This window comes from Methylobacterium sp. J-059 (assembly GCF_022829485.1).
Taxonomy (GTDB): domain Bacteria; phylum Pseudomonadota; class Alphaproteobacteria; order Rhizobiales; family Beijerinckiaceae; genus Methylobacterium.
On the sequence record NZ_JAKSYA010000034.1, the window covers coordinates 99,666 to 115,441 of the forward strand.

Below are 15,776 nucleotides of genomic sequence, written 5' to 3' on the forward strand. Positions count from 1 at the left end.
CAAGCCGGGACGCGCGCGGGACTGGAGGCGGTGCCCGCTCACGGGTCGATGACGACCACGTCGTTGGCGTGCACCCGGCCGAGGACGACCCGGGCGCGCTCCTCCAGCAGGTCGCGGTCGATCTGCTCGCTGCGCAGCAGCGCGACGCGGTGCTCCCAGGTCGCCCGCTCGGCCTTGGCCGCCGCGAGCTCCCGGGTGAGCCCGAAGGCCTGGATCTTGAGGGCGCGCTTGGCCTCCAGGCCCCGGTTGCCGTTCTCGGCCTGGTACACGAAGTAGCCGACCACCAGCCCGGACAGGGTCCAGAGGCTGAGAGGCAAAACGACCATTCTGACGCGGCGACGGACGACCATGGCGCGACCATCGTCCGGGTCGGTTAACAAAGCCTTTGCCGCGACCGCCGATCGTGCGCTCGGCGGTGGACGGCGGCGCCCGGATGGGTTGAACCGCGCCCCGCGGTGATGGACAGTCGGAACAAAGATCGAACATCGAGGCGGCCGCCCTGCGGTGCGGCGGTCTCGCGGAACGGGACAGCGCAGTGACCGCCCCGGTGCGGAAAGTCATCCACATCGACATGGACGCGTTCTACGCCTCCGTCGAGCAGCGCGACGACCCGGCCCTGCGCGGCCGGCCGGTCGCGGTCGGCGGCTCGCGCGAGCGCGGCGTGGTGGCCGCCGCGAGCTACGAGGCGCGGGCCTTCGGGGTGCGCTCGGCGATGCCCTCGGTGACGGCGCGCCGGCTCTGCCCGGACCTGGTGTTCGTGCGCCCGCGCTTCGAGGTCTACCGCGGCATCTCGGAGGAGATCCGGACGGTGTTCTCCGAGCACACGCCGGTGATCGAGCCGCTCTCCCTCGACGAGGCCTACCTCGACGTCACCGAGAACCTGCAGGGCCTGCCGACCGCCACCGCCGTCGCCCGGGCGATCCGCACCACGATCCGCGCGCGCACCGGACTCGTCGCCTCGGCCGGCGTCTCGTACAACAAGTTCCTCGCTAAGGTCGCCTCGGACTACCGCAAGCCCGACGCGCTGTTCGTGATCACCCCCGAGATGGGCCCGGCCTTCGTCGAGGACCTCGCCATCGGCCGCTTCCACGGCATCGGCCCGGTGACGGAGGCGAAAATGCGCCGCCTCGGCATCCACACCGGCCGCGACCTCAAGGCCCGCTCGCTGGAGGATCTGGCCGCCATCCTCGGCAGCGCCGCCCCCTACTATCACGGGGTGGCCCGCGGCATCGACGAGCGCCCGGTGCGGGCGCACCGCATCCGCAAGTCGATCGGTGCCGAGAACACCTTCTCCGACGACAGCGCCGACCTCGAAATCCTCGCCGAGCGCCTCGCGCCAATCCTCGACAAGGTCGCGGCGGCCTGCGCCGCCAAGGGTCTGCGCGGCCGGACCGTGACGCTGAAGGTGAAGTTCTCCGACTTCGCGCAGGTCACGCGGGCGCGCTCCCTGGCGGCCCCCGTCGGCGACCGCGCCAGCCTGGAGGCGATCAGCCTGGGCCTGCTGCGCGACCTCCGCCCGCTCCGGCGCAGCGTGCGGCTGCTCGGCGTCTCGCTCTCGGCCCTCGACCACGGCGACGCCGCGGAACCGCTGCAGCTCGGCCTGGCGATCTGAGGCGTCGCTGCGATCGTTCGATCGGGATCGCCGGCGCCGCGGTCATCGGGTCGCGCCTGCGTCCGCGGCGCCGCGCCCTATCTCGATGGGAAGCGACACCGGGAGCAGCCAACCATGACCGACGATCCCCGCGAGGCCGGAGCCCGGCCCCCCTTCCCCGGCGACCAGCAGCAGGAGCGGCCGGGATTGTCGTCGCGGATGACCCCCGCCCCCGATCACGGCGAGCACAGCTACGTCGGCAAGGGGCTGCTGACGGATCAGGTCGCGCTGATCACCGGCGGCGATTCCGGGATCGGCCGCGCGGTGGCGATCGCCTACGCCCGCGAGGGCGCCGACGTGGCGATCTCCTACCTGCCGGTCGAGCAGTCCGATGCCGAGGAGACGGCGCGCTGGGTCGAGCAGGCCGGGCGCCGCGTCCTGCTGCTGCCGGGAGACCTGCGCGAGGAGGCCCATTGCCGCGACCTCGTCGCCCGCACGGTGGCCGCGTTCGGGCGCCTCGACGTCCTGGTCAACAACGCGGCCGCGCAGACGATCAACGAAGGGCTCGACGACGTGACGGCGGAGGACCTCGAGGGCTCGTTCCGCGCCAACGTCTTCGCGATGTACTACCTCGCCCAGGCGGCGGTGCCGCACATGAAGCCGGGCTCGGCGATCGTGAACTCGACGAGCCAGCAGGCCAAGGTCGCCGACAAGACGATGCTGATCTACGCCGCCACCAAGGGCGCGATCGCGAGCCTGACGATCGGGCTGTCGAACCTGCTGGCGCCGAAGGGCATCCGGGTGAACTGCGTCGCGCCCGGCCCCGTGTGGACCCCGATCCAGCCGATCGTGAAGAGCCCCGAGCAGATCGAGCAGCTCGGGGCCGACACGCCCCTCGGCCGCGCCGGGCAGCCGGCCGAGCTCGCCCCGGCCTACGTGCTGCTGGCGTCCCGCGAGGGCAGCTACATGTCCGGCGCCCTGGTGCCCGTCACCGGCGGCACGCCGATGTACTGACGCACGAGGCGCGGCGATCCGGAACGGAGCGCCGCGCCTGCGATTGACGGCGGAACCCCCGCGGGGCCGGACCGCCCCGCCATCGGAGCCAGATCCATGTCGAAGATCATCGCCGCCACGTTCGAGACCCGCCGCGACGCCGAGATGGCGGTCGAGCACCTCGTCCAGGAGCACAAGATCGACCGCAAGGCCGTGACCATCGCGCCGGTCTCGGACGAGAACAGCGCCGGCACGGAGACCGCGGGCGCCGACATCGAGGACGGCCGCGTCGAGAAGACCCACACCGACGGCGAGCCGAAGCTCGCCGGGCGCCTCAAGGTCTCGGCCGAGGTCGAGCCGGCGCTCGCGGACAAGGTCGAGTCCTCGTTCGCGACCTACGGCGGCCAGGCCGCCTGAGCCGGCAGCCGCCCGCATCCCGCTGCCCCGCCCGTCCCGCTCAGGCGGCCCAGACCTGGCGGTACAGCGTCGCGATCGCCTCCGCGTCCGGCACCACCGGGTTGTTGCCGGGCGAGCCCGAGGCCAGGGCCTGCGCCGCCATGGTCGGGATCAGGCCGTTCCACCGGGCCTCGTCGATGCCGTAGTCGCCGGGCGTCGGCACCTGCAGGTCGTCGTTGAGGTTCTGCAGCTCGGCGATCAGGCGGGAGACCGCGTTGCGCTCGTCGTCGCCCTCCCGCGCCACGCCCATCGCCCGGGCGCAGGCGGCGTAGCGCCCGGGCGCGCCCGGCGCCGAGAAGGCGGTGACGGCCGGCAGCAGCATCGCGTTCGAGAGCCCGTGCGGCACGTGGAAATGCGCGCCGATCGGCCGGCTCATCCCGTGGACGAGGGCCACCGAGCTGTTAGAGAAGGCGATGCCTGCTTGCGTCGCGCCGAACATCATCGCCTCCCGCGCAGCCCGGTCGCCCGGATCGGTCCAGACCCGGCGCAGGTTCGGCGCGATCGCCCGCATCGCGGCGAGCGCGAACCCGTCCGAGAACGGGTTGGATTTCCGCGAGACGTAGGCCTCGATCGCGTGGGTCAGCGCGTCGATCCCGGTATCGGCGGTGAGGCGCGCGGGCTTGCTCAGGGTCAGCTCGTAATCGACCAGCGCCGCCACCGGCAGGTAGGCGAGGCCGGCGCACAGCATCTTCTCGTCGGTGGCCTCGTCGGTGACGATGGTGAAGCGCGTCGCCTCCGAGCCGGTGCCGGCGGTGGTGGGGATCGCCAGGATCGGCAGGCCGGGCGCGTCCTGGCTGTGGGGCGCCTTGTAGTCGCGCATGTGGCCGCCGTGGCGGGCGAGCACCGCGACGGCCTTGGCCGTGTCCATCGGGCTGCCGCCGCCGAAGCCGACGACGCAATCGTGGTCGCCGGCCTTGAGCGCGGCCAAAGCCGCCTCCACCGAGGCCACGGTCGGGTCCGGCACGGTCCGCGAGAACAGCCCGGCCTGGATGCCGGCCGCCGCCAGGCGCTCGACGAGCCGCCCCGCCCGGCCGCTGTCGGCGAGGTAGGGATCGGTGACGACGAACGGCCGGGACAGCCCGAGCTGCCCCAGCACCTCCGGCAGCAGCCCGCACGCACCGGCTCCGATCCGCATCAGCCGCGGCAGGGCGATGGCGCTGATCATGGCGTTGGATCCGTCTTTCCAAAGGGACGCGCCGAGGGGACGCGCGCGAATGAACGCAGAATACGAAAGGCAGGCTAGCGGCTGCGCGGGCGCGAGGACAAGCCCGATCGGCGCCCGTCGCGCGACATCCGGCGCGCAGTATCCTGCCTGAGCTTGCCGGTGCGACGCACTATCCCGCCCGCGAAAACAGCGCCTGCGCCGCCTCGACCGCGCCGACGATGAAGGCCGCCACCTCGCGGATGTGGGCGGCCTTCCGGTGGTCCTCGTGGATGTGCATGTGGAAGGCCCGCGTCAGCGACAGCGCGTCCGGCAGCACCGGCACGAGGCCGGGATGGGCGGCCGCGATGAAGGCCGGCACGATGCACAGGCCGGCACCGGCGAGCGTGGCGTGCACCTGGGCGAGCAGGTTCGTCGAGCGCAGCCGCGCGCTGGCGCCCGGCCCGATCACGTTGAGGTAGTTGAGCTCCCGCGCAAACAGCATGTCCTCGATGTAGCTGACGAACGGGTGCCGCCCGAGGTCGGCCGCCGTCCGGATCGGCTCGGCCGCGTCGAGGTAGGCCTTCGACCCGTAGACGAAGAGCCGGTAGTCGGTGAGCCGCCGCGTCACCACCCGCGCCTGCTGCGGTGCCGACAGGCTGACGACGATGTCCGCCTCGCGCTTCGACAGGCTGAAGATCCGCGCGGTCGCCATGATCTCGATCTCGAGCCCGGGATGGGCCTCGGTCAGGCGGTGCATCCGCGGCGCGAGGAACACGCTGCCGAACCCGTCCGGCGCGCCGATCCGCACCGTGCCCGCGACGCTCCGCCCGGTGCCGCCGGCCGCCGAGCCCGAGACGAAGGCGCTCTCCATCGCCTCTGCCGTCCCGAGCAGCGCCTCGCCGGCCTCGGTCAGCGCGTAGCCGAGGTTGCTCTTGTGGAAGAGCCGGCGGTCGAGCCCCTCCTCCAGGGCCAGGATGCGCCGGGCCACGGTGGTGTGCTCGGTGCCGGTCTGCGCCGCCGCGGCCGTCAGCGTGCCGGTGCGGGCGACGGCGAGAAAGAAGCGCAGGTCGTCCCAGTTGCGGGTCTTCTTGAGGCTCACGGGCTGGGTCCGACGGGGATGGCGCTGTGCATCGATGCACAACGGCTGCGAGCAGGTCCAGCTTTATCGCCCGATCGGCGCTGCTATGGTCCGCTCAAAATCGGCCGGCCGTCGCGCCGGCCGGACCTGAGGAAACGAGCACAGGAGAGGCGCACATGCGCACGATCGGGCATTTCATCGGCGGCAAGACCGTCGCGGGCACCAGCGGCCGCTTCGCCGACGTGTTCCATCCCTCGACCGGCGAGGTCCAGGCCCGCGTCGCCCTGGCGAGCCGCGCCGAGCTTCGCGCGGCGGTCGAGAACGCCCGCGACGCGCAAGCCGCCTGGGCCGCGACCAACCCGCAGAAGCGCGCCCGCGTGATGATGCGCTTCCTCGAGCTGATCCGCGGCGAGACGGATTCGCTCGCCGAGCTGCTGGCCTCCGAGCACGGCAAGACCGTGCCCGACGCCAAGGGCGACATCCAGCGCGGCGTCGAGGTGGTGGAGTTCGCCTGCGGCATCCCGCACCTGCTGAAGGGCGAGTTCACGGAAGGCGCCGGCCCCGGCATCGACGTCTACTCCCTGCGCCAGCCGCTGGGCGTGGTCGCCGGCATCACGCCGTTCAACTTCCCCGCGATGATCCCGCTCTGGAAATGCGCCCCGGCCATCGCCTGCGGCAACGCCTTCATCCTCAAGCCGTCCGAGCGCGACCCCGGCGTTCCGATGCGCATCGCCGAGATCTTCCTGGAGGCCGGCCTGCCGCCGGGGATCCTCAACGTCGTCAACGGCGACAAGGAGGCGGTCGACGCGATCCTCGACGACGCGGACATCAAGGCGGTCGGCTTCGTCGGCTCCTCGCAGATCGCCGAGTACATCTACGTCCGCTCCGCGCAGACGGGGAAGCGCGCCCAGTGCTTCGGCGGCGCCAAGAACCACATGATCATCATGCCCGACGCCGACATGGGCCAGGCCGTCGACGCGCTGATCGGCGCCGGCTACGGCTCGGCCGGCGAGCGCTGCATGGCGATCTCGGTCGCCGTCCCCGTCGGCGAGGGCACCGCCGACCGGCTGATGGAGCGCCTGGTGCCGCGGGTGGAGAGCCTCAAGATCGGCCCCTCGCACGACGGCTCGGCCGATTACGGCCCGATGGTCACCGCCGAGGCGGTGGCGCGGGTGAAGGGCTACATCGAGACCGGCCTCCAGGAGGGCGCCGAGCTCGCCGTCGACGGCCGCGGCTTCACCCTGCAGGGCTACGAGAACGGCTTCTACATGGGCGGCTGCCTGTTCGACCGCGTCACCGCCGACATGACGATCTACAAGGAGGAGATCTTCGGCCCGGTCCTCTCGGTCGTGCGGGCCAAGGACTACGAGGAGGCGCTGGCGCTGCCCTCCACCCACCAATACGGCAACGGCGTCGCGATCTTCACCCAGGACGGCGACGCGGCGCGCGACTTCACCGCCCGGGTCAACGTCGGCATGGTCGGCGTCAACGTGCCGATCCCGGTGCCGATCGCCTACCACACCTTCGGCGGCTGGAAGCGCTCGGGCTTCGGCGACCTGAACCAGCACGGGCCCGACGCGATCCGCTTCTACACCAAGACCAAGACCGTGACGCAGCGCTGGCCCTCGGGCATCAAGAGCGGCGCGGAGTTCTCGATCCCGACGATGCGGTGAACCGACCCTCCCCCCTCTGCGGGGGGGGAGAACCGTCCAGCCAAGGACTTGATGCCATGCGCTTCGGGCTCGACGAGGATCAGGTGGCCATCCGGGAGATGGCCCAGAACTTCGCGCGCGAGCACATCGCGCCGCACGCCCTCGACTGGGACGCGCGCAAGCACTTCCCCGTCGAGACCCTTCGCGCGGCGGCAGCTCTCGGCATGGCCGCGATCACCATCCGCGAGGATGTCGGCGGATCGGCCCTGAGCCGCGTCGACGCCAGCCTGATCTTCGAGGCTCTGGGCGAAGGCTGCCCGACGGTGGCGGCCTTCCTCTCGATCCACAACCTGTCCTCTTGGATCATCGACGCCTTCGGCAGCGAGGCGCAGCGCCGGCGCTGGCTTCCGTCGCTGACGCGGATGGACAGGATCGCCAGCTATTGCCTGACCGAGGCCGGCTCGGGCTCGGATGCCGCTGCGCTCCGAACCCGCGCGGTCCGCGACGGCGACGCCTACGTGCTGACCGGCGAGAAGCAGTTCATCTCGGGCGCCGGCGCCAGCGACCTCTACCTCGTCATGGCCCGGACCGGAGGCGAGGGCGCGAAGGGCGTCTCGGCGATCGTCGTCGAGAAGGGCACGCCCGGCCTCTCCTTCGGCGCCGACGAGCGCAAGATGGGCTGGAACGCCCAGCCGACCCGCGCGGTGCGCTTCGACCAGTGCCGGGTGCCCGTCGAGAACCGGCTGGGCGCCGAGGGCGACGGCTTCCGCTACGCCATGGCCGGGCTCGACGGCGGCCGCCTCAACATCGCCGCCTGCGCGCTGGGCGGCGCGCAATCGGCCCTCGACCGGACGCTCGCCTACATGGGCGACCGCCGCGCCTTCGGCCAGAAGCTCTCGGACTTCCAGGCGCTGCAGTTCCGGCTGGCCGACATGGCGACCGAGCTCGAGGTCGCCCGCGCGTTCCTGCGCCACGCGGCCGCCGCCCTCGACGCCAGGGCGCCGGAGGCGACCAAGCTCTGCGCCATGGCCAAGCGCCACGTGACGGACGCCGCGTTCCACGTCGCCAACGAGGCGCTGCAGCTCCACGGCGGCTACGGGTATCTCGCCGAGTACGGCATCGAGAAGATCGTCCGGGATCTGCGCGTCCACCAGATCCTGGAGGGCACCAACGAGATCATGCGGGTGATCATCGCCCGCGCGCTGCTCGGGGGGCGCTGATGCCCGACATCCTCGTCGAGCGCGTCGGCACGCTCGGGCGCATCCGCCTGAACCGGCCGAAGGCCTTGAACGCGCTGACCCACGGCATGGTCGGCGCGATCGATGCCGCCCTCGATCTTTTCGCCGCCGACGAAGGCGTCGCCGCGATCCTGCTCACCGGCGAGGGCGAGCGCGGCCTGTGCGCCGGCGGCGACCTGCGCTCGCTCTACGAGAGCGCGGGTTCAAGCTCCGCCGAGAACTTCTGGCGCGACGAGTATCGCCTCGATGCTCGGATCGCGCATTACGAAAAACCGTTCGTGGCGATCCTGGATGGGATCACCATGGGCGGCGGCGTCGGGCTGTCGGGCCATGCCGGCCACCGCGTCGTCACCGGGCGCTCCCGCATCGCCATGCCGGAGACCGGCATCGGCTACCTGCCCGACGTCGGCGGCACCTGGCTGCTGCCGCGCGCGCCCGGCGAGACCGGGACCTATCTCGGGCTGACCGGCGAGCCCATGGGCGCGGCCGACGCGATCTTCGCGGGGTTCGCCGACGCCTGCGTGCCCGCAGCGACGCTGCCCGCCCTGATCGATGCGCTCGCCGCCCTCGCCCCGGAGGCCGGCCACGCCACCGTCCGGGCGGCGATCGACGCGCGCGCCGTCACGCCGGGGCCGGCCCCGCTCGCCGCGGCGCAAGCCGTCATCGACCGCTGCTTCGCGCACGATCGCGTCGAGGACATCCTGGACGCGCTCGCCGCCGAAGGCTCCGAATTCGCCGGGCGGACCCACGCGACGCTGCTGGAGAAGTCGCCATCGAGCCTCGTGCTGACGCTGCGCCTGCTGCGTCTCGGCCGCGCGGCGACGACGCTGGAGGCCTGCCTGGAGCGCGAGTTCCACGCGTCCCTCGCCCTGCTGGCGGAGGGGGATTTTCGCGAGGGCATCCGCGCGGCGGTGATCGACAAGGACAAGGCGCCGCGCTGGTCGCCGCCGATCCTCGACGCGGTCGACCCCGAACGGATCGCCGGCTGGCTCGCGCCGCGGGCGGCCCCGGTCTTTTCGGTGCCGGACGACGTCTTGTCCCACCCTGCCCCCTCATCCTGAGGCGCCCGCGCCAGCGGGCCTCGAAGGAGGGCTCCAGGGATCGCAGCGGGACCTGGATGTCTCCTTCGAGGCCTCCGCTTCGTTCCGGCACCTCAGGATGAGGGGGGGGGATGGGAGCAAGGAACAAGGATCGGTGCCGTGCTCCACGCAGAGCGCCGCCGTGAGAGACATACGGGAGGAACCCATGACGACGCGGCCCCAGACCATCGCCTTCATCGGGCTCGGCAACATGGGCGGCCCGATGGCGGCCAACCTCGTCCGCGCCGGGCACGCGGTCCGCGGGTTCGACCTCGCCCCGGCCTCGCTGGAGGCGGCGCGGGCCGAGGGCGTCGCCGTCGCCGGCTCGGTGCTGGAGGCGGTCGAGGGCGCGTCCGCGGTGGTGACGATGCTGCCGGCCGGCCGGCACGTGGTCGAGGTCTGGTCGCAGGTCGCCGGAGCGGTCCCCGCCGGCACCCTGCTGATCGATTCCTCGACGGTCGACGTCGCGAGCGCCCGAGAGGCCCACGCCCTGGCCGAGGCGCGCTCCTGCCCAGCGATCGACGCGCCGGTCTCCGGCGGCACCGGGGGCGCCAAGGCCGGGACGCTGACCTTCATGGCCGGCGGCTCGGAACAGGCCTTCGCCGCCGCCGAGCCGATCCTGAAGCGGATGGGCCGGAGCGTGTTCCATTGCGGTGCGGCCGGCGCCGGCCAGGCCGCCAAGATCTGCAACAACATGATCCTCGGCATCTCGATGATCGGCGTGTGCGAGGCCTTCGCGCTCGGCGAGAAGCTCGGGCTCTCGCAGCAGGCCCTGTTCGACGTGGCCTCGGTCTCGTCCGGGCAGTGCTGGTCGCTCACCACCTATTGCCCGGTGCCGGGGCCGGTGCCGACCTCGCCCGCCAACACCGGCTACCGGCCGGGCTTCGCTGCCGCCCTGATGCTGAAGGACCTGCGCCTCGCGCAAGAAGCCGCCGGGACGGCCGGCGCCGCGACGCCCCTCGGCGCCGAGGCCGAGCGCCTCTATGCCCGGTTCGACGCGCAAGGCCACGGCGGGCAGGATTTCTCGGCGATCGTCCAGATGCTGCGCGGACCGCGCGAGGAGGTTTGACCATGCCGGAGAATCTGACCGGGGACGAGACGATCCTCATCGAGACGCGCGGGCGCGTCCGGCTCATCACCCTGAACCGGCCCAAGGCCTTGAACGCGATCAACGCGCAGCTCACCCGCGCGCTGATCGCAGCGGCGACCGCCGCCGATACCGATCCGGGGATCGGCTGCATCGTGATCACCGGGTCGGCCAAGGCCTTCGCCGCCGGCGCCGACATCAAGGAGATGCAGGCGGCGACCTATGCCGAGATGTATGCCGGCGACCGCTTCGCCGACTGGGAGCGCTTCACGGCCCTGCGGACCCCGATCGTCGCGGCCGTGGCCGGCTTCGCGCTCGGCGGCGGCTGCGAGCTCGCGATGATGTGCGACCTGATCCTGGCCGCCGACACCGCGCAGTTCGGCCAGCCGGAGATCAAGCTCGGGGTGATGCCCGGAATCGGCGGCAGCCAGCGGCTGACCCGGTTCGTCGGCAAGGCCAAGGCGATGGAGATGTGCCTGACCGGCCGGATGATGGATGCGGCCGAGGCCGAGCGGGCCGGGCTGGTCTCGCGGGTCGTGCCCGCCGACGGGCTCGTCGCGGAGGCGATGCGGGTCGCCGAGACCATCGCCGGCATGTCCAAGCCGATCGCGATGATGACCAAGGAGGCGGTCAACCGCGCCTACGAGACCACGCTCACGGAAGGCGTGCGCTTCGAGCGGCGGGTGTTCCACGCGATGTTCGCCACCCAGGACCAGAAGGAGGGCATGGCCGCCTTCGTCGAGAAGCGCGCGCCCAAGTTCACGCACGGGTAGCGCCACTTCTCGCTACGGAGGCCGATCGTCTTCACGCATCGTCCCGGCCTCGAGCGAAACTCATCCGGCCCCGCCCCGTCATCCCGGGCTCGCCTCCGGCGCCCCGGGAGGACGGTGGGGGTTTTCGAACCGAAACGCGCGAGCCGGGCGGACGTGATAGCCCCCGCAGAGGGGAAAGAGGCTCCGCCGAAGCTTCAGTTCAGCAAAAGACTGATCGAACACAAGACAACGGAAAAGCCACCGAAAACCAGGGAGAACGCCGATGCCGAGCTTTCGCGAGTCCCGCGACTTTCTTCTGGCCCGCCGCACCGACTACGCGGCGGCCTATGCGGGCTTCCGATGGCCGGACGCGGCGGCGTTCAACTGGGCGCTCGACTGGTTCGACGCGGATCTCGCGACCCGCCCGGAGACCCGCGACCGCCCTGCCCTGTGGATCGTCGACGCGGCCTCGGGGGCGGAGACGAAGGTTTCGTTCTCGCAGATGAGCCGGCGCTCGAACCAGGTCGCCAACCACCTGCGGTCGCTGGGCCTGCGACGCGGCGACACCCTGCTGCTGCTGCTCGGCAACGTGCCGGCCCTGTGGGAGACGATGCTGGCGGCGATGAAGCTCGGGGCGATCGTGATCCCGGCGACCACGCTGCTGACCGACGGCGAGCTGGCCGACCGGCTGGAGCGCGGGCGGCCGCGGCTGATCGTGGCCGGGGCCGATCAGGTGCCGAAGTTCGAGGGCCTCGACCTGGGGCCGGTGGTGCGCCTGACGACCGGGCCGGCCGAGCCCGGCTGGCAGCCCTACGCGGCCGCATTCTCGGCCTCCGACGCGTTCGCGCCCGACGCGGCGACCGGCGCCGACGACCCGTTCCTGCTGTACTTCACCTCCGGCACCACGGCGAAGCCCAAGCTCGTGCGGCACAGCCACCGCTCGTATCCGGTCGGCAGCCTGTCGACGATGTACTGGCTCGGGCTGCAGCCCGGCGACGTCCATTGCAACGTCTCCTCTCCCGGCTGGGCCAAGCACGCCTGGTCCTCGGTCTTCGCCCCCTGGAACGCCGGCGCCACGGTGTTCGTGGTCAACCAGGCGCCGTTCTCGGCCCCTGCCCTGCTCGCGGTGCTCGCCCGCTGCCGCGTCACCACCCTGTGCGCGCCGCCGACGGTGTGGCGGCTGATGATCCAGGAGGACCTGACCGGGCACGACCTGACGCTGCGCGAGGTCTGCGCCGCCGGCGAGCCGCTGAACCCGGAGGTGATCGAGCGGGTGCGCGACGCCTGGGGCCTGACCATCCGCGACGGCTACGGCCAGACCGAGACCACGGCCCAGGTCGCCAACACCCCGAGCCAGACGGTGAAGCCCGGCGCCATGGGCCGGCCGCTGCCGGGCTACACGGTCCGCATCCTCGACATCGACGATCAGCCGGCGAGCGAGGGCGAGGTCTGCCTCGCCCTCGGCGAGCACCGCCCGGCCGGCCTGATGCAGGGCTACGACGACGGCGCCGGCCACCTTTCCGGCGCGGACGGGCCGCTCTACCGCACCGGCGACGTCGCCTTCGTCGAGCCGGACGGAACCCTGACCTTCGTCGGGCGCGCCGACGACGTGTTCAAGTCCTCCGGCTACCGCATCAGCCCGTTCGAGCTGGAGAGCGTGCTGATCGCGCATGCGGCGGTGGCCGAGGCGGCGGTGGTGCCGGCGCCCGACGCGATCCGCTACACGATCCCGAAGGCCTTCGTGTCGCTCGTCGACAGCGCGGAGGCGACGCGGGAGACCGCCCTCGACATCTTCCGCTTCACCAACGCGCGGCTCGCGACGTTCAAGCGGCTGCGGGCGATCGAGTTCGTCGCGGAGCTGCCCAAGACCATCTCCGGCAAGATCCGCCGGGTCCAGCTCCGGCGCCTGGAGCACGACGGCACCACCGACGACCCGTTCCGGGGCTTGGCCTTCGCCCAGTCGGACTTCCCGGAGCTGAAGGCCGACGAGCGGAAACCGGGCTGAGCGGGCCGGCTCAGCCGGCCGCCCGGGGAAGCCGTCCGCCGCGGGTCGTGCGCGGCGGATCGTAGGCGAGCGCCGCGTGCGCGGGCGACGGATGGCGGACCTTGGAGGGCCGGCCGGTCTCGCGCATCCGCCGGTCGGCCTCGGGCCAGTCCGGCAGGCCCGGCGCGATCCAGTGGGCGACCGAGGCCTCGTCGCACCAGCGGGCGAGCTTTCCCATCGCCGCGCGGTGGTCGCCGTCCGGCACGTAGGCGCGCATCGCCGCCTCGTCGGTCCAGGCGGTGACGGTCCAGAAGGTCAGCTTGGCGTCGTTGAGCAGCGCGCCGTCGCGGTAGCCGGCGGCCCTGGAGGCCTGCCGGCTCGACCGGATCGCGTACCACGCGAATCCGGGCACGAACCGCCAGCCGCGAAGCCGCAACCGGGTGAGGCTGATCCACGACATGGCGGCATCCCTCGCAGAGGGGCCGGCCGTACCACGTCCTGTGCCGTCCGTACCGCCGCGGAGCATCCTCAAGAGCGGCGGATGCCGGCCTGCGTGACGAACATGCGGCCCCTCAGCAGGTCAGACTCGTTTCCGCGATCGATCGATGAGGGCAACCGCTCTAGCCGCGGCGGCTGTCGAGGCGTGGACCGCCGAGGCTGATCCGGCTGCCCTGCGAACGGTGGCTGCCGTAGCTCGGGGCGGCGTAGGGGCGGCGCGACAGGTCGTAGAGGGTGTTGCCGACGAGGCCGGCGGCGCGGCGCAGCACCGCGCCGTCGCAGGTGGCCGCGATCCGGATGCCGAGCTCGTGGGTGTGGCTGCGGCCGTAGAGGTAGACCGCCAGCCGCGCGCGGGTCGCCTCGGGGATCTCGCAGACCATCGCCGACACGGTCTCCGGGTCGGCGCGGGAGATCCGGCCGAGCGCGTCGGGCGGCAGCGGGCACTCGGCGGTGGGGTCGTCGAAGCTGAGGGTCAGGGTCTGGGTCACCACGGTCGCTCCCGGCTTGAAGGCCACAGGATGGCGAGCGGATGGTTAACGAAGCGTAACGGCGTGTATCCGATCGTGTCCGGAGCGACGCCTTGCCGGGGCGCGCGTCTACGGCGCGCGGGCCTGCTCGCGCAGCACGAACTTCTGGATCTTGCCCGTGGCGGTCTTCGGCAGGGGGCCGAACACGATCCGCTTCGGCACCTTGAAGCGGGCGAGGCCGGCCCGGCAGAAGGCGACGATCTCGGCCTCGCTCGGCGGGGTCGCGCCGGCCTTGAGCTCCAGGAAGGCGCAGGGGCTCTCGCCCCATTTGGCGTCGGGCTGCGCGACCACGGCGGCGAGCATCACCGCGGGGTGGCGGGTCAGGACCTCCTCGATCTCCAGGCTGGAGATGTTCTCGCCGCCGGAGATGATGATGTCCTTGGCGCGGTCCTTGATCTCGATCTGCCCGTCGGGGTGCTGCACCGCGAGGTCGCCCGAGAGGTACCAGCCGGCACGGAGCGTCGCCGCCGTCGCCTCGGGGTTCTTGAGGTAGCCCTTCATCACGGTGTTGCCGCGCAGGGCGATCTCGCCGACCGTGGCGCCGTCCCGCGGCACCGCCGCCAGCGTTCCGGGATCGACGACGCGCACCGCCTCGACCGTCGGCAGCGCCACGCCCTGGCGGGCCATGCGGCGGTGGCGCTCGCCGGGCTCCAACCGGTCCCAGTCGGGGCCGGGCACGCAGATCGTCGCCGGGCCGTAGCTTTCGGTGGCGCCGTAGAGGTGGGTCACCGCGAAGCCGGCCGCCTCCATCGCGGCAATCACGGTCGAGGGCGGCGCGGCCCCGCCCGTTGCGCAGCGCACCCGCTGCGGGAACGGCCTGCGCACCTCCGCGGGGGCGTTGACGATCATCGACAGCACGATCGGCGCGCCGCACAGATGCGTGACGCCGTGCTCGGCGATCGCCCGGTAGATCGCGGCCGGCTCGACCCGGCGCAGGCAGACCTGGGTGCCGCCGGCCGCCACCACCGCCCAGGGGTAGGACCAGCCGCTGCAATGGAACATCGGCAGCGTCCAGAGATAGACGCTGCCCGGCGAGAGCCCGAAGGTGAGCGCGTTGCCGAGGGCCTGGAGGTAGGCGCCGCGGTGGCTGTAGACCGCGCCCTTCGGGTCGCCGGTGGTGCCCGAGGTGTAGAGCAGGCAGAGCGACTGCCACTCGTCGTCCGGCCCCGGCCCGACGAAGTCCGGGTCGCCCTCCGCGACGAGGTCCTCGTAGGCGAGGCCGCCGCCCCCGGGGTCGTCCACGGCGATCACCAGGATCGGGTTCGGGACGGCCTCCAGCGCCTCGGCGGCGAGCGCCCGGAACGGCGCGTCGACGATCAGCGCCCGGGCCCCGCCATGGGTCAGCGAGGCGGCGAGCGTGGCGGCGTCGAGGCGGGTGTTGAGCGGGTTCAGCACCGCGCCGAGCATCGGCACGGCAAAGTGCGCCTCGATCATCGCGGGCACGTTGCCGGCCAGGATCGCCACCGTGTCGAGCCGGCCGATCCCGCGCCCCCCCAGCGCCGCGGCGAGGCGGCGGCAGCGGGCGTCGAGCGCGCGGTAGGTCAGGCGCCGGTCGCCGTCGATCACCGCCAAGCGGTCGGCGAAGGCGTCGGCGGCGCGCGCCAAGAAGCTCACGGGCGTCAGCGCCGCGCAGTTCGCGGCCGAGCGGTCGAGCCCAGTTTCGAACGGGCTCATGCGCCCACCCTCCCCGCGCCTCC

Annotated in this window: 15 protein-coding genes; 9 read left to right on the forward strand and 6 right to left on the reverse strand. The window is 72.4% G+C overall.

The window, feature by feature from the left end; genetic code table 11:
* Window positions 1-38: 38 nt before the first annotated feature.
* Window positions 39-350, reverse strand: coding sequence for an FtsB family cell division protein (locus tag MKK55_RS02920; protein ID WP_147728758.1), 312 nt, complete (start codon window positions 348-350; stop codon window positions 39-41).
* A 221-nt stretch (window positions 351-571) separates the two neighbouring features.
* On the opposite strand from MKK55_RS02920, the gene dinB reads away from it, so the two are divergent.
* From dinB to MKK55_RS02935, 3 genes are all read left to right on the forward strand, one after another.
* Window positions 572-1,612: a DNA polymerase IV gene (dinB, locus tag MKK55_RS02925; RefSeq protein WP_147859264.1), complete on the forward strand. Its 1,041-nt coding sequence runs from the start codon at window positions 572-574 to the stop codon at window positions 1,610-1,612.
* Between the two features lie 114 nt (window positions 1,613-1,726).
* A complete protein-coding gene (locus tag MKK55_RS02930; RefSeq protein WP_147844249.1) occupies window positions 1,727-2,605 on the forward strand; it encodes an SDR family oxidoreductase in 879 nt (292 codons plus the stop codon).
* 96 nt (window positions 2,606-2,701) lie between these two features.
* The gene (locus MKK55_RS02935; RefSeq protein ID WP_147727705.1) at window positions 2,702-3,001 is read left to right on the forward strand and encodes a hypothetical protein; all 300 of its coding nucleotides are present in this window, start codon (window positions 2,702-2,704) and stop codon (window positions 2,999-3,001) included.
* A 40-nt stretch (window positions 3,002-3,041) separates the two neighbouring features.
* Here the strand turns inward: MKK55_RS02935 and MKK55_RS02940 are convergent, their stop codons facing one another.
* Both MKK55_RS02940 and MKK55_RS02945 read right to left on the reverse strand, forming a co-directional pair.
* On the reverse strand, window positions 3,042-4,205 hold the full coding sequence (locus MKK55_RS02940; RefSeq protein WP_243933196.1) for an iron-containing alcohol dehydrogenase: 1,164 nt from the start codon (window positions 4,203-4,205) through the stop codon (window positions 3,042-3,044).
* A 169-nt stretch (window positions 4,206-4,374) separates the two neighbouring features.
* Window positions 4,375-5,283, reverse strand: coding sequence for a LysR family transcriptional regulator (locus tag MKK55_RS02945; RefSeq protein WP_243933198.1), 909 nt, complete (start codon window positions 5,281-5,283; stop codon window positions 4,375-4,377).
* A 155-nt stretch (window positions 5,284-5,438) separates the two neighbouring features.
* On the opposite strand from MKK55_RS02945, the gene MKK55_RS02950 reads away from it, so the two are divergent.
* From MKK55_RS02950 to MKK55_RS02975, 6 genes are all read left to right on the forward strand, one after another.
* Window positions 5,439-6,935, forward strand: a complete 1,497-nt coding sequence (locus tag MKK55_RS02950) for a CoA-acylating methylmalonate-semialdehyde dehydrogenase (RefSeq protein ID WP_243933200.1) — start codon at window positions 5,439-5,441, stop codon at window positions 6,933-6,935.
* Between the two features lie 56 nt (window positions 6,936-6,991).
* Complete coding sequence (locus MKK55_RS02955; protein WP_243933202.1) at window positions 6,992-8,134, forward strand: acyl-CoA dehydrogenase family protein; 1,143 nt, start codon at window positions 6,992-6,994, stop codon at window positions 8,132-8,134.
* Entirely contained in the window at window positions 8,134-9,213 is a 1,080-nt protein-coding gene (locus MKK55_RS02960; RefSeq protein WP_243933204.1) for an enoyl-CoA hydratase/isomerase family protein, read from the forward strand. Before MKK55_RS02955 ends, MKK55_RS02960 begins: the two co-directional genes overlap by 1 nt.
* A 184-nt stretch (window positions 9,214-9,397) precedes the next feature.
* Window positions 9,398-10,300, forward strand: coding sequence for a 3-hydroxyisobutyrate dehydrogenase (mmsB, locus tag MKK55_RS02965; RefSeq protein ID WP_243933206.1), 903 nt, complete (start codon window positions 9,398-9,400; stop codon window positions 10,298-10,300).
* Between the two features lie 2 nt (window positions 10,301-10,302).
* Entirely contained in the window at window positions 10,303-11,091 is a 789-nt protein-coding gene (locus tag MKK55_RS02970; protein WP_243933208.1) for an enoyl-CoA hydratase, read from the forward strand.
* Window positions 11,092-11,353: 262 nt separating this feature from the next.
* Window positions 11,354-13,075 carry an AMP-binding protein gene (locus MKK55_RS02975; protein WP_243933210.1) on the forward strand — a complete coding sequence of 574 codons (1,722 nt, stop codon included), beginning with the start codon at window positions 11,354-11,356 and terminating at the stop codon, window positions 13,073-13,075.
* A gap of 10 nt (window positions 13,076-13,085) precedes the next feature.
* On the opposite strand, the gene MKK55_RS02980 is transcribed toward MKK55_RS02975, so the two are convergent.
* The 3 genes from MKK55_RS02980 to MKK55_RS02990 form a co-directional block, all read right to left on the reverse strand.
* Entirely contained in the window at window positions 13,086-13,514 is a 429-nt protein-coding gene (locus MKK55_RS02980) for a DUF3291 domain-containing protein (RefSeq protein ID WP_243933211.1), read from the reverse strand.
* A 160-nt stretch (window positions 13,515-13,674) separates the two neighbouring features.
* Window positions 13,675-14,040, reverse strand: a complete 366-nt coding sequence (locus MKK55_RS02985) for a hypothetical protein (RefSeq protein ID WP_243933212.1) — start codon at window positions 14,038-14,040, stop codon at window positions 13,675-13,677.
* Window positions 14,041-14,148: 108 nt separating this feature from the next.
* A complete protein-coding gene (locus MKK55_RS02990) occupies window positions 14,149-15,753 on the reverse strand; it encodes an AMP-binding protein (RefSeq protein ID WP_243933213.1) in 1,605 nt (534 codons plus the stop codon).
* Between the last annotated feature and the right edge of the window lie 23 nt (window positions 15,754-15,776).